This is a genomic window from Ensifer sp. LC384 (genome assembly GCF_001695865.1).
Taxonomy (GTDB): domain Bacteria; phylum Pseudomonadota; class Alphaproteobacteria; order Rhizobiales; family Rhizobiaceae; genus Ensifer.
Genome location: NZ_MBST01000001.1, coordinates 596,731 through 613,532, shown reverse-complemented (window position 1 = coordinate 613,532; position 16,802 = coordinate 596,731). Strand labels below are relative to the sequence as shown.

Genomic DNA, 16,802 nt, shown 5'->3' with positions numbered 1-16,802 from the left:
TTGGGGGGAACCTCAGCCGACGAGCTTGCTCTTGTCGACGAGTGCGCCGTGATGGCCGATGACGCCGGCGGCGATGCGGGCCGCGAAGGCTGCAGCCTCGCTCGGCGTGTCGCCCGCGACGAGGCGCGAGAGGAAAGCGCCGTTGAAGCTGTCGCCGGCGCTGGTGGTGTCGACCACATGCTCGACCGGCGTTGCCGGGACATGGTCGACCTCGGCGCCCGCAAAAGCCAGTGTCACACCCTTTTCACCGTCCTTGACGACCACATCCGCGACACCCAGCGCCTTGTAGCGCTCGATCGTCGCCTTGATCGAGCCGTCTCCGAAATGCGTGACTTCGTCGTCGAAGCTCGGCATCACCAGGCTGGCGGCGCGGGCGCCATCCGTGAGCGTCTGGCGCATGCGCTCGGCGTCGTCCCAGAGGCGAGGGCGGATGTTGGGGTCGAAGACGACGCGTTTACCCGCGGCCTTGGCGCGGCGCAGTTCGGCAAGCAGCGTTTCCACCGCCTCGGGCGCCAGGATCGCAAGGGTGATGCCGGAAAACAGGATGAGATCGGAGCCTTCGATGGCGCGGCGCAGATGGTCGGGATCGTCGGCGAGAAGCCGCGCGGCGGAAGCCGAGCGCCAATAGGAGAAGCTGCGCTCGCCGTCCTTCAGGTGGATCATGTAGAGGCCCGGCGTGCGGCCTTCGACCTTGCGAACGGGCGTGGTGCCGATGCCCTTTTCGGCCATGAAGGCGAGCATTTCGTCGGAAACGGTGTCGATGCCGACGGCCGAGCAATAGCCGACCGTCCAGTCGCTCGGCATGAACAGCCGCGCGTAATAGGCAGCGTTGAAAGTGTCGCCGGCATAGCCCTTGCGCAACAGACCGCCCTCGGCCTGCATCAGTTCGACCATGCACTCCCCGATCGAAAGCATCGTTCCGGCCAACGTCTTCTCTCCCTTTGGTTTTTCCCGTGCTGACGGGATAAGGTTCAAGGCCGGTCTCGGCAAGAGATTGTTTTCCGACGTTGCCGATTTGGGCGGTGACGCGACCGCAGTCCGGCGTTTACTCGCGCGCCGGGCGAGGCTACATCTTGGGCGCACAGATCGGCTTCACGGGGGCAGGGCATGGCGTCTCAGCAGGGTTCGGGTGACGATTGGTGGCGGGGCGCGGTGATCTACCAAGTCTATCCGCGCTCGTTTCAGGATACCGATGACGACGGCATCGGCGACTTGACGGGCGTCACGCGGCGGCTCGGCCACATCGCCTCGCTCGGCGTCGACGCCATCTGGCTGTCGCCGTTCTTTACCTCGCCGCAGGCAGACATGGGCTATGACGTCTCTGATTATTGCGATGTCGATCCGATGTTCGGCACACTCGCCGATTTCGATGCGATGCTGGCGGAGGCGCACCACCTTGGCCTCAAGGTGATCATCGACCAGGTGATTTCGCATTCGTCCGATCGTCATCCCTGGTTTGTCGAAAGCCGCGCCAGTCGCGAGAGCCCGAAGGCAGACTGGTATGTCTGGGCCGACCCGAAGCCGGACGGGAATGCGCCCAACAACTGGCTTTCGATCTTCGGCGGGCCGGCCTGGGAATGGGACGGGGTGCGCAAGCAATATTACATGCACAACTTCCTCGCTTCGCAGCCGGATCTCAATTTCCATAACCCGGAAGTTCAGGACGCAGTGCTTGATGCCGCGCGCTTCTGGCTCGACCGCGGCGTCGACGGCTTCCGGCTGGATACCGTCAACTTCTATTTCCACGATCGCCATCTCAGGGACAATCCGCCGCTCGTGCCGGATCCGGATGCGACCAGCAACGATGCGCCCGACGTCAATCCCTACGGCATGCAGGACCATCTCTACGACAAGAGCCAGCCGGAGAACGTTGCCTTTCTCCAGCGGTTCCGGGCCTTGCTCGATGGCTATGGCGGACGCACGACGGTGGGCGAGGTGGGAGACGGGGCGCGGTCGCTGAAGACGGTGGCGGCCTACACCAGCGGCGGCGACAAGCTGCACATGTGCTACACCTTCGATCTGCTCGGTCCGGATTTCACCGCCGGCCATACCCGCCGCTGCGTCGACAATTTCCAGAAGGCCGTCACCGACGGCTGGGTGTGCTGGGCCTTTTCCAACCACGACGTCATGCGCCATGTCAGCCGCTTTGCCGAGAGCGAGGCGGAACGGGACGTGGTCGCCAAGCTGGCGATCACCTTGCTCGCAAGCCTGCGCGGCTCGGTCTGTCTCTACCAGGGTGAGGAGCTTGGCCTACCTGAGGCGGATCTCGCCTTCGAGGATCTGCGCGACCCCTATGGCATTCGCTTCTGGCCGTCCTTCAAGGGGCGGGACGGCTGCCGCACGCCGATGGTGTGGGAGGTGACCGCCGAGAATGCTGGTTTCTCTGCCGGAAAACCGTGGCTGCCGGTGCCGGTTGAACAGGCGCGGCTGGCGGTCGATACGCAGGAGGCCGGCGCTGTCACGGTGCTGAACCATTATCGCGCCATGCTGGCCTTTCGCAAATCGCATGCGATCCTGCACGACGGTGACATGTCGTTCGTCGAGAGCAACCGCGACCTTCTGGCGTTCATCCGCGAGAAGGATGGCGAGCGGTTGCTCTTCGTCTTCAACCTGACGCGAGAGCCGCAGGAATTCCTCGTCTCCGATACGGTCGTGGAAGCCATGCCCTTGCCGGGTCAATCGGCGCAGGTCGCGGGCGGCGTGCTCAAACTCAATGGTCTGACTGCCTATTGCGGGAAACTTTGATGCGCGTGTTGTCGATGAATGCAGAAATGGTTGGACGCTGGCTGGAAATGCGGCTGGCGCTCTGGTCCGATACGCCGGCTGGCATCCACCGCGGTGAGATAGAGACCTGTCTCGCCGCCGGGGAGCGGCAGGCCGCTTTCCTTTGCGAAGACGATGCCGGTGTCGCTGCCGGCTTTGCCGAGGTGTCGTTGCGCACCGATTACGTCAATGGCTGCGAGACGTCCCCGGTTGCCTTTCTTGAGGGCATCTACGTGCTTCCCCGCTACCGGCGCCATGGCGTGGCGCGGGCGCTGATCACGGCTGCCGAGCGCTGGGCGGTCAGCCGCGGCTGCCGGGAGCTTGCCTCCGACACCGACACTGACAACCTGGAAAGCCAGAGCCTGCACACCGCGCTCGGTTTCGAGGAAACCGAGCGGGTCGTCTATTTTCGCAAGGAGCTGTCGGCGTCGTTCACCGACAACTGAGCGAGCCGATCTCGTTCAGCCGATCAGCATGAACTTGTCGACATCGACAAGTCCGCGGTCGGAAATCTTCAGGTGCGGGATCACCGGTAGCGGCAGGAAGGCGAGCTGCAGGAACGGCTCCTCCAACGTTGCGCCAAGTGCGAAGGCCGCCTGACGCAGGTGATGCAGGGTGTCGCGCACGGATTCGTGCGGCTGCAGGCTCATCAAGCCCGCCACCGGCAATGCGATCTCGCCGGTAACCTTGCCATCCTCGACGACGACGAAGCCGCCTTTGATCTGGCCAAGACGATTGGCGGCGGTCGCCATGTCCTCGACGTTGACGCCGACGACGCAGATGTTGTGGCTGTCATGGCCGACCGTCGAGGCGATCGCGCCCTTCTTGAGACCGAAGCCCTGCACGAAGCCGTTGGCGTGGTTGCCGTTGACCCCATGCCGCTCGATCACCGCCACCTTGATGATGTCGCGACCGAGGTCGACGCCGGTCTCGTTGCCATCAGCCGGCAGGCGGTAACGGCGGTGCTCGGTGATGATCTTGCCCGGCAAGACGCCGATGACCGACGTCTCGCTGTCGGAATAGGGCACGCCGAAGTCGCTTGCATTGACATGGCCGGCCTTGACGCTGTCGAGCCCGACGGGGGCAACCGGCTTGCGGGTGGCAAACAGCGCGTCGGTGACACGGCGGCCGCCGGAAAACACCATCTGCGCCCGGCAGCTTTCGAGGCTGTCGAGCACGACGAGATCGGCGCGCCAGCCGGGCGCCACCAGCCCACGGTCGCGAAGGCCGAAGGCACGCGCGGCCGAGATCGAGGCGGCGCGATAGATCGCCAGCGGCTCGACGCCCGCGGCGATCGCGGTGCGGATCATGTAGTCGAGGTGGCCCTGCTCGGCGATGTCGAGTGGATTGCGGTCGTCGGTGCAGAGCGCAAGATAGGGCGAAAGCCGTTCGGTAATGATCGGCATCAGCGCGTGCAGGTCCTTGGAGACGGAGCCTTCACGCACCAGGATGTGCATGCCCTTGCGGATCTTCTCCATCGCCTCTTGCGCGGTGGTGCATTCATGCTCCGTGCGGATGCCGGCCGAGAGGTAGCCGTTGAGGTCCTTTCCACGCAGCAGAGGCGCGTGGCCGTCGATGTGGCCGCCCTGGAACGCCTCGAGCTTGGCGAGGCATACCGGATCCTTATGGATGACGCCGGGGAAGTTCATGAATTCGGCAAGACCGATCACATTCGGATGGTCGCGGAAGGGCAGCAGCCTTTCGATCGGCAGGTCGGCGCCTGATGTCTCCAGATGCGTTGCCGGCACGCAGGACGACAGCTGCACGCGGATATCCATGATGGTCTCAAGGGCGGAATCGAGAAAGAACTGGATGCCCTCGGTGCCGAGCACGTTGGCGATCTCGTGCGGGTCACAGATGACGGTGGTGATGCCGAGCGGCAGCACGCAGCGGTCGAACTCATGCGGCGTGACGAGCGAGGATTCGATGTGCAGATGTGTATCGATGAAACCGGGCACGACGATGCGGCCGGAGATATCGATCTCCTCGCGCCCCTCATAGTCGCCATAGGTGCCGACGACGCGGCCCCCCGATATGGCGATGTCGGAGGCAATCAGCTCACCCGTCACCAGATCGAAGAAGCGCCCGCCCTTGAGCACGATGTCGGCCGGCTCTCGGCCGACGCCCTGGTCGATCATTCGTTCCAACGCCGCGGACATCACTGCACCCCTCATTTTCGGCCTCTACTGCATAATTCCTTAAATCGGATCCGATTTAAGGATAAAATTATGCAGCAAGTTTAAAGTGCTACAGCGTCCTTAGCGCGTCATATTTGACGCGCGGCGCTGTAAATAAGATTAACCCTCTCCCCGTTGCCGAGGAAAGGGTCGTATTCGTCGATGGACGACGCAATCAGATATTGTTGACGAGCACGTCGCGAAGCTTGCCGAACAGCTCGTCGATCTCCGCCTTGGAGATGATCAGCGGCGGCGAGAGCGCGATGATGTCGCCGGTGGTGCGGATCAGAAGGCCCTTCTCATAGGCCTTCAGGAAGGCGGAGAAGGCACGCTTGGTCGGCTCGCCGGCGATCGGCTGCAACTCGATCGCGCCGATCAGACCGACATTGCGGATGTCGATGACATTCGGGCAATCCTTCAGCGAATGCAGCCCGTCCTCCCAATAGGAGGCAAGCTCGGCAGCGCGTGTCAAAAGGCCCTCCTCCTTGTAGGTGTCGAGGGTGCCAAGCGCTGCGGCCGAGGCGATCGGATTGCCGGAATAGGTGTAGCCGTGGAAGAACTCGATCAGGTGTTCCGGACCGTTCATGAAGGCATCGTGGATTTCCGAGGTCACGAACACGGCGCCCATCGGGATCACGCCGTTGGTCAGCCCCTTCGCCGTGGTGATGATATCCGGCGTCACGTCGAAATATTGCGCGGCGAACGGCGTGCCGAGGCGACCGAAACCGGTGATGACCTCATCGAAGATCAACAGGATGCCGTGCTTGGTGCAGATATCGCGGAGCTTCTTGAGATAGCCCTTCGGCGGGATCAGCACCCCGGTCGAACCCGCAACCGGCTCGACGATGACGGCGGCGATCGTCGAGGCGTCGTGCAGGGTGACGATGCGCTCAAGCTCGGTCGCGAGATCACCGCCATGCTCGGGCTCGCCGCGGGTAAACGCGTTCTGGGCCGGCAGGTGGGTGTGCGGCATGTGGTCGACGCCGGTCAGAAGCGTGCCGAACATCTTGCGGTTGGAGACGATGCCGCCGACGGAGATGCCGCCAAAATTGACGCCATGATAGCCGCGCTCGCGACCGATCAGGCGGAAGCGCGAGCCGTCGCCCTTGGCGCGGTGATAGGCCAGCACCACCTTCAGCGCAGTGTCGACCGATTCCGAACCGGAATTGGTGTAGAGAACGTGGTTCATGCCCTCTGGCGCGATATCGACCAGGCGGTTCGCCAGTTCGAAGGCCTTGGGATGGCCGAGCTGGAAGGCCGGCGCATAATCGAGTTCGCCCGCCTGTTCGCGGATCGCCTCAGTGATTTTCGGGCGACAATGGCCGGCATTGACGCACCAGAGACCTGCCGTGCCGTCGAGGACCGTGCGACCGTCATGGGTCGTGTAGTACATGTCCTTGGCGCCGACGAAGAGGCGCGGCTCCTTCTTGAACTGCCGGTTGGCGGTGAACGGCATCCAGAAGGCGCGCAGGTCGTTCGGCGTGGTATTCAGACGGTTCGACATTCCAGTTCTCCTCGGCATGGTCCTGTGTCGGGTCGCGGTGCCCGCTTGGATTCTTTTACCCTTTGGTCAAACTATCAGGGCGCCGGTTCGGGTCAAGCCTCGCGCGCCGCGTGCGATGGTTCAAGGCTCGCGTCCGATTTCGCGGAGGAGCATGATCCGTGGCGAAAATCATGTGGTCGGGTCGAGGCTGTACCGGGGAATTTTCGTCGTGGGCCCGGACGTTTTCTCAAGTTTAACCTGTTTGCGTCAACGCTGCCGCGCCGTGTATCGCCGGATCCATGGCCGTGTTTCTCGCCGTCGTCTGACGGCGCGATCCGGTGGCAAAGAAGCGGAGTGGCGAGACGGTGTCGAGGTTGGGGATCGCGCAGGCGGCCATTGCCGTCCTCATTCTGCCCGGCATGGCAGCGGGCGCCGACCTCATCGTCGACGGCCGCTTCGAACACGGGCAAGATACGTTCTGGGCCGGAAAAGGCGTGGTGCTGACGCGGGATGGCGGGCAGCTGTGCGCCGGGGTTTCGGCAGGCGGCGACACCTGGGACAGGCTCATCGGCGTCAACGGGTTGAAACTCGAGCCGGGACTTCATTACAGGCTTTCGTTGTCGGCCATGGCCGATCCCGCCCGTGCGGTATCGGCCCGCATCCAGCGCGGTGCCGAGCCCTGGACGGTGCAGGGCGAGTTCAGCGTCGGCGGCTCGGCCGAGCGCGTGCTGTTTTCAGCCGATTTCATGGCGTCGGAAGAGGAAGAGGCCCAGCTGGTTTTCCCGCTCGGTGGTGCCGAGAACGCCTGGCGCTTCTGTATCGACAACCTGTCGCTGGTCGAGATTGCCGCACCGCCTGCTGCGGCCAACCGCGCGGACCAGGGGCCGGTCATCCGCGTTAACCAGCTCGGCTATTTCACCGATGGTCCGAAGCGGGCGACGGTGATCTCGGAGGCGCGCCGCCCCATTTCCTTCCAGCTGGTCGATGCAGGCGATGTCGTCGTCGGCGAGGGGACAACACGGCCGAGCGGCTTCGATCCGTCCGCCGGGGTCAGGACGCATGTGGCGGACTTTTCCGCCTATGCCGCTCCCGGCGACGGTTACCGGCTGGTCTCCGGCGACTGGACCAGCGATCGCTTCTCGATCTCCGACGATCTCTATGGCCGCCTCACCGTCGATGCACTCTCCTGGTTCTACCCGCAGCGCAGCGGTATCAAAATCCGGGGCGATATCGCCGGAAAGGCCTATGCGCGGCCGGCCGGCCATGTCGGTGTCGCACCGAACGAGGGCGACAAATCCGTCGGCTGCTTCACTGGCGCTGGGGCCGCCGCGCTCTACGGCGACTGGTCCTGCTCCTATCGTCTCGACGTTTCCGGCGGCTGGTACGATGCCGGCGATCACGGCAAGTACGCCGTCAACGGTGCGATCTCGGTCGCGCAGTTGCTGGCCACGTTCGAGCGTGGCCGTGTTTTCGGCGGTGCCGCTTCGCCTGTCCTTAGCGATCGGCTTTCGCGCATTCCCGAGAGCGGCAACGGCATCCCCGATCTGCTCGACGAGGCGCGGTGGGAGCTGCAATTTCTGCTTTCGATGATGGTGCCGGACGGCGAGCCGCTTGCCGGGATGGTGCACCACAAGATCCACGACACGGCCTGGACGTCGCCACCGATGCTGCCGAGCGAGGACCCGAAGCCGCGGGCGCTTCACCGGCCTTCGACGGCCGCGACCTTCGACGTGGCGGCGGTTGCCGCGCAGGCCTCGCGGCTCTTTGCCAAGGACAATCCGACCTTCGCCGCAAGGCTGCTTGCGGCCGCGCGCAAGGCGTGGGTGGCGGCCAATGCCAATCCGGCCCTGTTCGCGCCGAAATCGGACGGCCTCTCAGGCGGTGGCGACTATGACGACGACGATGTTTCCGACGAGCTCTATTGGGCCGCGGCAGAATTGTTTTTGACCACCGGAGAGGCGAAGTATATCGATGCCTTGCGCGCTTCTCCGCATTGGTCAGGCGAGGTGCTGCCGCCGACCGGCGCTTTCCACTGGCGAAATGTTGCAGGTTTCGCCCGGCTGCAGCTGGCGCTTTACGGTGAAGCCCTGCCCAAAGCCGATCTCGACATGGTGCGAAGTTCGGTTCTGACGGCGGCGCGGGCATTCCTGTCGCTGCAGGCGGCCGAGCCGTTCGGGCAGATCTATCGCCCGAAAAACCACCAATACGACTGGGGTTCGAACCAGCTGATCCTGCAAAACATCATCGTCCTGTCGGCGGCCTTCGACCTTTCGGGCGACAAGGTCTTCCTCAATGCGGCGCGCGAAAGCATGGACTATATCCTTGGCCGCAACGCCATGGCGCTCGCCTACATCAGCGGTTACGGCGCGCGCTCGCCCGAGAACCAGCACAGCCGCTGGTACGCGCATCAGGTCGACCCGACGCTGCCCAATCCGCCGGTCGGCTCGCTTGCCGGCGGGCCGAATTCGACGCCGGTGGATGCCATCGCAAAACAGCGGCTGCAGGGCTGCGCGCCCCAGACCTGTTATGTCGACGATATCGAAGCCTATGGCTCCAATGAAATCACCATCAACTGGAATGCGCCGCTGGTCTATGTCGCGTCGTTCCTTGCCGACGCACGCTAGGGGGCTGCAGTGATGACCGGGATAGCCTTTGTCGGAACGGGTTTCGTTGCCGACTATTACATGACGACGCTTGCCAACCATCCGCAGCTGCGGCTCACCGGCGTCTGGGATCGAGACGAAACACGCCTGACGGAGTTTGCCGCCTACTGGAAGGTCAACCGTTACGCGACGCTGGACGAGGTGCTAGCGGATCCGGCGGTGGCGATCGTCGTCAACCTGACGACGCCGGAGAGCCACTATACGGTAAACCGCGCAGCGCTTCTCGCCGGCAAGCACGTCTATTGTGAAAAGCCGCTGGCAATGGGCGTCGAGGAGGCGAGTGAACTCGTAGAGCTGGCGCGAGAGCGGGCGCTGGTGCTTGGTGGCGCCCCGGCCAATGCACTCAGCGAAGCGCAGGCGCTCTGTGCCTCGCTGCTTGCGGCCGGCGCCATAGGCAAGCCGCGCCTCGTCTATGCGGAAATGGAAGACGGCCCGGTGTTTAGAGCGAACTGGCGCGAATGGCGCAGCCGTTCCGGCGCCCGCTGGCCCGGCGTGCATGAGTTCGAAGTCGGCTGCACGCTGGAGCATGCGGGCTATGCGGCAAGCTGGCTTGTTTCGCTTTTCGGACCGGTTGCCGAGGTCAGCGCCGTTTCTGCCTTGACCTTCCCGGACAAGGGACCGGGCACGGAACGGCTGCACCTCGGCCCGGATTTTTCCGTCGGTTGCCTTTCCTTCCGTTCAGGCGTGACGGCGCGCGTAACCTGCGGGCTTGCGGCCCCGCGCGACCGTTCGCTGACAGTTATCGGCGACAAGGGCACCATCGTCGTACGTGATCTCTGGGACAACCGCTCTCCCATTCATGTCGAAGCTTTCGGTGCCAAGCGTTCGCTGCAGCACCGCATCCTCGACTGGGTCGAGTGGAAGACCGGTCGCAAGCTGCCTGTCCGGCTCTACGCCGGCAACAAGGTGCGCTATCCGACCAGGGCCAAGGCGTCGGTCTTGCCCGCCTATCCCTCAAAGATCGATTTTGTCAGTGGCATTGCTGCTCAGGCCGATGCGATCGCGCGTGGGGAGGCGCCGTTCTTTTCCGGAACGACGGCGCGCCACCTCACCGAGATCGTGCTTGCCCTCAACAACGGCCGCCAGGGCTATCGCCCGCTCGATCTATGACGGCGGCAGGGCGCGGATCTTCTCGATGATTTCGACCGCCTGGGTGCTGCGCGACATCGGCATCAGGATATGCTCGTGCCAGCCCTCCAGGATCGCCGCACTTGCCGCTTCGATCTCGAATTGCAATCCGTTGCCGGGGAAGGGCAGATCGAAGCGCTGAAGGCCGGGCAGCGAGGTACGCCTGGCAATTCGCGTCAGTGCCTTTGCCCACAGGCCCTGGCCCTTTGGTGCGATAACCTTGCGCACCAGGCCGTTGCTGCCGAGGAACAGCCGGTTCGCCTTCAGAAACGGCGCGTCGATGACGAGCGTACCGCGGTCTCCGTCGATAATGAAGCGATTGTCGCCGTCACGGTCGAAACCGCAGGAAAGATGAGCCTCGAAGCCGGTATAGGCAAGGCGTATGCCCGCCGAGAGGTCGACGCCCGTGGGTGCGCTTTGCCAGTGGCCGTCGACGGCTTGCGGGTGCCCGAACAGGTTAAGGCACACGGACAGCGGGTAGATGCCTAGGTCGAGCAGCGATCCACCACCGAGCCTGGCGTCGAAGAAGCGGCTCGTGGGATCGAACGGCTTCTCATAGGCAAGCTCGGCTTTGACATGCCGGATGCGACCCAGCGCTTCTCCATCGAGCAGGGCGCGCGCCTTTGTGATCGCCGGCAGGAAACAGGACCACATGCCCTCCATGGCGAACAGGCTTTTGGCTGCGGCCAAGGCGGCGAGCGAACGCGCGTCGTCGAACGAAGTCGCCAGCGGCTTTTCGACCAGCACGGCCTTGTTCGCCGACAGGAAGACGATGGCGTGCTCCAGGTGGACGGCGTTCGGCGAGGCGACGTAGACCGCGTCGATACCCGGATCGGCGGCGAAGGCCTCGATGCTGGAATGGCTGGCGATGCCGCCGAAACGGGCGGCGAAGGCATCAGCCTTTTCCTGACTGCGGGAATAGGCGGCGGCCAGCACGGCATTGTCGGTAAACCGGATGTCGGACGCGAAGCTGTTCGCGATGGCGCCAGTACCAGCGATGCCCCAACGGACCTTGTCTTGCATGGCGTGAAACCCGATGTCCCGGCTGCTACTGCATAATTCCTTAAATCGATCCGATTTAGGGATAAAATCCTGCAGCAGGTTTAAAGCGTACAGCGTCCTTTGCGCGTCATATTTGACGCGCGGCGCCGTAATGTCCGGGCGCATCCTGACCCGGAAACCTCAAGGCCGCGTAAACAGCGGCAGCAAGCTCCGAGCAACATTGGCGGCCGATGTTATCAGGGTAGCGGGGCGCTTCGGCCGGGCAATGGCTTGCCCCGTCTGCCGATCTTCCAGAAAAAATAAGCCCCGCGCGATTTCTCGTGTGGGGCTACTTCAGGGCATGATCCCTGTTGCGGACTGAGAAGGTCAGGCCGAGCGGCGGACCAATGTCTTTTCTTCCACGGCATTTGCTGCAACGCCGTAGATATCGGAGAGCGTACCCAAAATTCTCATGACGGCGTCGGACGAGCTGGAATAGTAGATCGTCTGAGCGTCGCGCCGAGTGCTGACCAGATTCTGGGCTCGCAGCTTGGACAGGTGCTGGGACAGAGCGGACTGGCTCAGCCCCACTTTATTGGCCAATGCGCCGACTGCCATCTCTTCCTTGACAAGGGAATCGAGAATGAGAAGGCGCTTAGGGTTTGCCATGGCCGAGAGGAAGCCGGCTGCTATCTCGGCTTCATCGTGTTTTTCAGGCGAAAGTGGCTGCATTGCGTGCTCCATGCGAAAATTACATCACACGTAGTTATGGTTGACGAAGGACGATAATTAGTCGTGATGCATAAAAGGGCAACTACCTACTGCAAGAAATGGGGGTAGCTGGCGAGCGATTAACCGTAAAGTTCGCGCAAAAGTGGCCGTAACTCCGAACTGTCCCGCATTGGCGCAGGGAACTCGAGCCGCTTCAATTGGTCGCCAAGGGCGAGATCGAGCCCGGCAGCGTCGATTCCGACGACTTTCCAGTCGCCCGCAGGAGCACCGCAGAGTTTCTCAGCGTAAAATCTGACCGCGTCGGCGTGATCGGCATTCATATGTTCGATAGCCCCGGCTTCCATGGCGGCGAGCGATGTCGTCGCCGGTGATTCAATCACCAGATCGTGCGCCGTCAGGACATAGGCGCGGCCGAAGCCACCGTTAAGGCTGGCGCGTAACGGGTTCAGGCGGAAGAAGCCGAAATCGGGAAAGTCGACATAGAGCTTCGATTTCGGATGACGACGAACGAATCGCTCGCGGATGCGCGCATGGGCTTCCGAATCGTGCGAGACCGCTTCGGCCTCGCACTGCACAGTGAGCCTGGGATGGGCGAGGGGGTCGCCCTTGCCGGGCTCTCCGGTCAGCAGCGAGGCGCGCGCGTCGGCAAGCAGCGCCTTGGTATGGGTCGACAACTTGGAGATCAGGATCACCGGTACGCCGTCGACGTCCATGCCGACGAGCACACGACTGACGAAGGGGAAACCGCCGCTCTCCGGTTCGATTGCCGCAAGCGAGCCGCTGCGCGCGCCACGCAACAGCGTATGCGCCAGCGTGCGGGCCTCGTCATCGGTTTCGCGCAACACATTCGGTTTGTCGCTCATTCGTCAGTCCTTCCTGAATTTCAGCCCAGCTCCAGACGAAAAAGCCCGGAACGGGTCCCGGGCTTTTATTGGCTTCTTGTGTGCGTTCGTCAACTTCTGCTGCGATGTCGCGTCAGGCCGTCGACGATGTTTTGCGCGTTGATCGTGCCAACGACGGAGCCGTTGTCGACCACGCCGACGCTGCCCGGCTGGCGGGACATGGCATCGAGGATGTCGACGAGCGGCGTCGTCGGCTTGGCGGTCGCCGTTACGCCGGCAACGGTCGCTCCACGCTCGACGCCGGTTTGCATCACGTCCTTGGCCGTCAGCATGCTGATCGGGTTCATATGCTGGACGAAATCGGCGACATACTGGTTCGCCGGGTTTCTGACGATGTCCTGCGGGGTTCCGCACTGGATGATGCGGCCGCCTTCCATGATGGCAATGCGGTTGCCGATGCGGAACGCCTCATCCAGATCGTGGCTGACGAACACGATCGTCTTCTTCAGGCGCCGCTGGAATTCAAGCAGCTCGTCCTGAAGCCGGGTGCGGATCAGCGGATCGAGGGCCGAGAACGGCTCGTCCATCAACAGGATCGGCGCGCCGGTCGCAAAGGCGCGGGCAAGGCCGACACGCTGCTGCATGCCGCCCGAAAGCTCGTTGACCTTGCGATCTGCCCACTTCGTCAGGTTGACGAGTTCAAGCTGCTCGCCGACGCGGGCCTTGCGTTCGGCGTCCGGCATGCCGGCAAGCTCGAGACCGAAGCCGACATTGTCGGCGACAGTGCGCCAGGGCAAGAGCGCGAACTGCTGGAACACCATGGACACAGTGTGCATGCGGAAGTCGCGCAGCGACTTGGCGTTGGTGCGATAGGGGTTGAGCGGCCCGTTTGCCGTCTTGACCTCGACCTCGCCGCGAACGACGGGCGCAAGGCCGTTGACGGCGCGAAGCAGGGTCGACTTGCCGGAGCCGGAGAGGCCCATCAAAACGAGGATCTCGCCCTCGTTGATCGCCAGCGATGCGCCGGCGACGCCGAGCACCAGCCCGGTGGCGGCGCCGATTTCGTCGCGGGTCTTGCCCTGGTCGACCATCTGCAGTGCTGTCTGCGGATTGTTGCCGAAGATGATGTCGACATTCTTGAAAACGACGGCGTCGGTCATGCACCCTCTCCTTCGTCGGACGAGCGGAACAGGCGGTCGAGGATGATGGCGAGGATAACGATGCAGAGACCGGCCTCGAACCCCTTGGCGACATTGACCGAGTTAAGCGCCCGAAGCACGGGAACGCCGAGGCCGTTGGCGCCGACGAGCGCGGCGATGACCACCATCGACAGGGAGAGCATGATCGTCTGGGTAAGGCCCGCCATGATCTGCGGCATGGCGAAGGGAAGCTCGACCTTGCGCAGCACCTGGCCGGGCGTTGCGCCGAAGGCCTGTGCCGCTTCGACCAGCGAGGGCGGCGTCGAGATGATGCCGAGGCGGGTCAGGCGGATGGGTGCGGGAATGGCGAAGATCACGGTTGCGATCAGGCCAGGCACCATACCGAGACCAAAGAGGATCAGCGCCGGGATCAGGTAGACGAAGGTCGGGATCGTCTGCATCAGATCGAGGATCGGCCGCATGACGGCATAGACCCAGGCCCGGCGCGCGGCGGCAATTCCGAGTGGAACGCCGACGGCCATGCTGACGACGCTCGCGGCCAGCACCAGCGCCAGCGTCTCCGTCGTTTCCTTCCAGTAGCCCTGGTTGATGATCAGCAGCAGTCCGAGGCCGGTGAAAAGCGTCACGCCGAGCGAACGGCGGAACCACCAGGCGAGCGCCGTGATCACGGCAACGACGATCATCGGGTGCGGCGTCTGCAGGATATAGAGCAGAACGCCGACGACGCCCGACAGGAAGCGAGCAAGCTGGTCGAAGAACAGCTCGAAGTTCGTCGTCAGCCAGTCGACGAATGCCTTGGCCCAGCCGCCGATGGGGATGCGGTTTTCGGTCAGAAATTCCACAGGAGTGAATCCGTCTCGTCAGATCAAAAATATCGCGCGATGCGGTGAAAAAAGGCGGGGACTTGCCCCGCCTTGCTACCGGTCAGAGCCCGAGCGCGGTCTTCGCCGCGGCGAGGCCTTCGCCGCCATCCTTGGTTGTGACGCCGGCAAGCCACGGTTCGATCGCCGTCGGGTTGGCCTTCAGCCATTCCTTGGCGGCGGCGTCCGGTTCCTTGCCGTCGTTGAGGATCTTGCCCATGATCTCATTTTCCATCTGCAGCGAGAACTTGAGGTTCGTGAGCAGCTTGCCGACATTCGGGCATTCGGTGGTATAGCCGGCACGCACGTTCGTGAAGATGGTGGCGCCGCCGAAGTTGGGGCCGAAGATATCGTCGCCGCCGGAGAGATAGGTGAGCTTGAAATTGGCGTTCATCGGGTGCGGTTCCCAGCCGAGGAATACGATCGGCGCACCGTCCTTTTCGGAGCGGGCGACCTGCGCCAGCATGCCCTGTTCGGAGGATTCGACGACTTCGAAGCCCTTGAGGCCGAAAGTGTCCTTGTCGACCATGTCGATGATCAGGCGGTTGCCGTCATTGCCCGGCTCGATGCCGTAGATCTTGCCCTCGAGCGCGTCCTTCTGGGCGGCGATGTCCTTGAAGTCCTTGATGCCGAGTTCAGCACCCTTGGCGTTGGTCGCCAGCGTGTACTTCGCGCCTTCGAGGTTAGGCCCGAAGGATTCCACCGACTTGTCGTCAAGATAAGGGCGCACGTCGTTTTCCTGGGTCGGCATCCAGTTGCCGAGGAAGACGTCGATGTCCTTGTTCTTGAGCGAGGTGTAGGTGACCGGAACGGAGAGAACCTTGATGTCGGTCTCGTAGCCGAGCCCCTTGAGGACAGCGGAAACCGTGGCGGTGGTGGCGGTGATATCCGTCCATCCGACATCGGAGAACCGGACGGTGCCACAGCTTTCCGGCTCGGCTGCCGCGGCGTTTCCTGCAACGAGGGCAGCCACCGAAACGGCGCCCGCGAGCATGAATTTGAGAGAGAGTGCTTTGTTCATAGTTGTCGTTCCCCTGCCTCTATTATTGTTTTAGCCAAACACCATTGGCGTTTTAGCCAAACACCATTGGATAGCGAATTCAAGCGCTTTGATGTCGAAGGAAGTGTATTGCGTCAATACGCGGACGGGATGCACGATGCGACGCTGAATGTCGCAATGCCCACGAAATGGTCAAGCCGGGCGAAAAACTGTGGGTCGCGCAAACAGGCACTGGCCTTCGGGGCGAAGCCTCGTCATGTACCGGCAAGACGATTTCCGGAAACGGCAGGATATGGCCAAACTCTATTTCAGCTATGCGACGATGAATGCGGGCAAGAGCACGTTGCTGTTGCAGGCATCCTACAACTATCAGGAACGCGGCATGCGCGTCGTCATGCTGATTGCGGCGTTCGATGACCGGGCAGGCACCGGGCGTATTTCGTCCCGCATCGGCCTCGATGCGGATGCCATTCCCTTCCATGGCGGCGACGATCTTTACGCGCTGATCGAAAAGCTCAACACCGATGGCGCCGGTCAGATTGCCTGTGTCTTCGTCGATGAAGCGCAGTTTCTCGATGAGGAGCAGGTCTGGCAGCTGGCGCGGGTCGCCGACCGGATCGGCATTCCCGTCATGGCCTACGGGTTGCGCACCGATTTCCAGGGCAAGCTCTTTCCGGGCTCGATGGCGCTGCTGGCAATTGCCGACGAGCTGCGCGAAGTGCGCACGATCTGCGACTGCGGCCGCAAGGCGACCATGGTCGTGCGCCTCGACGGGCAGGGCAATGTCGTTCGCGAGGGTGCCCAGGTCGAGGTCGGCGGCAACGAGAAATATGTCTCCTATTGCCGGCGCCATTGGGAAGACAAGATGCGCTGCGACCCTGCCTGACGCCTTAAACCGGATTCGATTCAAGGCGTTATGCGGCGAGTTTGGAGCGCTACAGCATCCTTTGCTTATTCTATTGGGCACGCGACGGCGTGGTGTCTTGATAGCCACGCGGTCGGGATGCCATGCT

14 protein-coding genes are annotated in these 16,802 nt (G+C 62.9%); 5 read left to right on the top strand and 9 right to left on the bottom strand.

Going from position 1 to position 16,802, the window contains the following annotated elements; genetic code table 11:
• Positions 1 to 12 precede the first annotated feature (12 nt).
• Complete coding sequence (locus BC363_RS03060; RefSeq protein ID WP_065786309.1) at positions 13 to 927, bottom strand: sugar kinase; 915 nt, start codon at positions 925 to 927, stop codon at positions 13 to 15.
• A gap of 180 nt (positions 928 to 1,107) precedes the next feature.
• On the opposite strand from BC363_RS03060, the gene BC363_RS03055 reads away from it, so the two are divergent.
• Together BC363_RS03055 and aac(6') are read left to right on the top strand one after the other, a co-directional pair.
• A complete protein-coding gene (locus BC363_RS03055) occupies positions 1,108 to 2,745 on the top strand; it encodes an alpha-glucosidase family protein (RefSeq protein WP_065786310.1) in 1,638 nt (545 codons plus the stop codon).
• On the top strand, positions 2,745 to 3,209 hold the full coding sequence (gene aac(6'), locus BC363_RS03050) for an aminoglycoside 6'-N-acetyltransferase (protein ID WP_065786311.1): 465 nt from the start codon (positions 2,745 to 2,747) through the stop codon (positions 3,207 to 3,209). The genes BC363_RS03055 and aac(6') overlap by 1 nt, the downstream gene beginning before the upstream one ends.
• Positions 3,210 to 3,224: 15 nt before the next feature.
• On the opposite strand, the gene ade is transcribed toward aac(6'), so the two are convergent.
• Complete coding sequence (ade, locus tag BC363_RS03045) at positions 3,225 to 4,922, bottom strand: adenine deaminase (RefSeq protein WP_065786312.1); 1,698 nt, start codon at positions 4,920 to 4,922, stop codon at positions 3,225 to 3,227.
• A gap of 193 nt (positions 4,923 to 5,115) precedes the next feature.
• Positions 5,116 to 6,444, bottom strand: coding sequence for an aspartate aminotransferase family protein (locus BC363_RS03040; protein ID WP_065786313.1), 1,329 nt, complete (start codon positions 6,442 to 6,444; stop codon positions 5,116 to 5,118).
• A gap of 317 nt (positions 6,445 to 6,761) precedes the next feature.
• Here BC363_RS03040 and BC363_RS03035 point away from each other — a divergent pair, with 317 nt between their 5' ends.
• Both BC363_RS03035 and BC363_RS03030 read left to right on the top strand, forming a co-directional pair.
• On the top strand, positions 6,762 to 9,047 hold the full coding sequence (locus BC363_RS03035) for a glycoside hydrolase family 9 protein (protein ID WP_065786314.1): 2,286 nt from the start codon (positions 6,762 to 6,764) through the stop codon (positions 9,045 to 9,047).
• Between the two features lie 12 nt (positions 9,048 to 9,059).
• Positions 9,060 to 10,196: a Gfo/Idh/MocA family oxidoreductase gene (locus BC363_RS03030; RefSeq protein ID WP_065786315.1), complete on the top strand. Its 1,137-nt coding sequence runs from the start codon at positions 9,060 to 9,062 to the stop codon at positions 10,194 to 10,196.
• Here the strand turns inward: BC363_RS03030 and BC363_RS03025 are convergent.
• The 6 genes from BC363_RS03025 to BC363_RS03000 form a co-directional block, all read right to left on the bottom strand.
• The gene (locus BC363_RS03025; RefSeq protein WP_065786316.1) at positions 10,191 to 11,237 is read right to left on the bottom strand and encodes a Gfo/Idh/MocA family oxidoreductase; all 1,047 of its coding nucleotides are present in this window, start codon (positions 11,235 to 11,237) and stop codon (positions 10,191 to 10,193) included. The two genes, BC363_RS03030 and BC363_RS03025, sit on opposite strands and share 6 nt — an antisense overlap.
• Before the next feature lie 345 nt (positions 11,238 to 11,582).
• Positions 11,583 to 11,927: a metalloregulator ArsR/SmtB family transcription factor gene (locus tag BC363_RS03020; RefSeq protein ID WP_053248174.1), complete on the bottom strand. Its 345-nt coding sequence runs from the start codon at positions 11,925 to 11,927 to the stop codon at positions 11,583 to 11,585.
• Between the two features lie 119 nt (positions 11,928 to 12,046).
• Positions 12,047 to 12,790, bottom strand: a complete 744-nt coding sequence (locus tag BC363_RS03015) for a HugZ family protein (protein ID WP_065786317.1) — start codon at positions 12,788 to 12,790, stop codon at positions 12,047 to 12,049.
• A gap of 89 nt (positions 12,791 to 12,879) precedes the next feature.
• Positions 12,880 to 13,929 carry a choline ABC transporter ATP-binding protein gene (gene choV, locus BC363_RS03010; RefSeq protein WP_065786318.1) on the bottom strand — a complete coding sequence of 350 codons (1,050 nt, stop codon included), beginning with the start codon at positions 13,927 to 13,929 and terminating at the stop codon, positions 12,880 to 12,882.
• Entirely contained in the window at positions 13,926 to 14,771 is an 846-nt protein-coding gene (gene choW, locus BC363_RS03005; RefSeq protein WP_065786319.1) for a choline ABC transporter permease subunit, read from the bottom strand. Before choW ends, choV begins: the two co-directional genes overlap by 4 nt.
• An 82-nt stretch (positions 14,772 to 14,853) precedes the next feature.
• A complete protein-coding gene (locus BC363_RS03000) occupies positions 14,854 to 15,810 on the bottom strand; it encodes a choline ABC transporter substrate-binding protein (RefSeq protein ID WP_065786320.1) in 957 nt (318 codons plus the stop codon).
• A gap of 271 nt (positions 15,811 to 16,081) precedes the next feature.
• Here BC363_RS03000 and BC363_RS02995 point away from each other — a divergent pair, with 271 nt between their 5' ends.
• Positions 16,082 to 16,675 (top strand): thymidine kinase, encoded by a 594-nt coding sequence (locus tag BC363_RS02995; protein ID WP_065786321.1) that lies wholly within the window; start codon positions 16,082 to 16,084, stop codon positions 16,673 to 16,675.
• The last annotated feature ends 127 nt before the right edge of the window (positions 16,676 to 16,802 follow it).

Bases quoted from the DNA above. Each gene is read 5' to 3' on its own strand.
- BC363_RS03055 (WP_065786310.1), top strand. From the start codon at position 1,108: ATGGCGTCTCAGCAGGGTTCGGGTGACGATTGGTGGCGGGGCGCGGTG.
- ade (WP_065786312.1), bottom strand. From the start codon at position 4,922: ATGTCCGCGGCGTTGGAACGAATGATCGACCAGGGCGTCGGCCGAGAG.
- BC363_RS03040 (WP_065786313.1), bottom strand. From the start codon at position 6,444: ATGTCGAACCGTCTGAATACCACGCCGAACGACCTGCGCGCCTTCTGG.
- BC363_RS03030 (WP_065786315.1), top strand. From the start codon at position 9,060: ATGACCGGGATAGCCTTTGTCGGAACGGGTTTCGTTGCCGACTATTAC.
- BC363_RS03025 (WP_065786316.1), bottom strand. From the start codon at position 11,237: ATGCAAGACAAGGTCCGTTGGGGCATCGCTGGTACTGGCGCCATCGCG.
- BC363_RS03020 (WP_053248174.1), bottom strand. From the start codon at position 11,927: ATGCAGCCACTTTCGCCTGAAAAACACGATGAAGCCGAGATAGCAGCC.
- BC363_RS03015 (WP_065786317.1), bottom strand. From the start codon at position 12,790: ATGAGCGACAAACCGAATGTGTTGCGCGAAACCGATGACGAGGCCCGC.
- choV (WP_065786318.1), bottom strand. From the start codon at position 13,929: ATGACCGACGCCGTCGTTTTCAAGAATGTCGACATCATCTTCGGCAAC.
- BC363_RS03000 (WP_065786320.1), bottom strand. From the start codon at position 15,810: ATGAACAAAGCACTCTCTCTCAAATTCATGCTCGCGGGCGCCGTTTCG.
- BC363_RS02995 (WP_065786321.1), top strand. From the start codon at position 16,082: ATGGCCAAACTCTATTTCAGCTATGCGACGATGAATGCGGGCAAGAGC.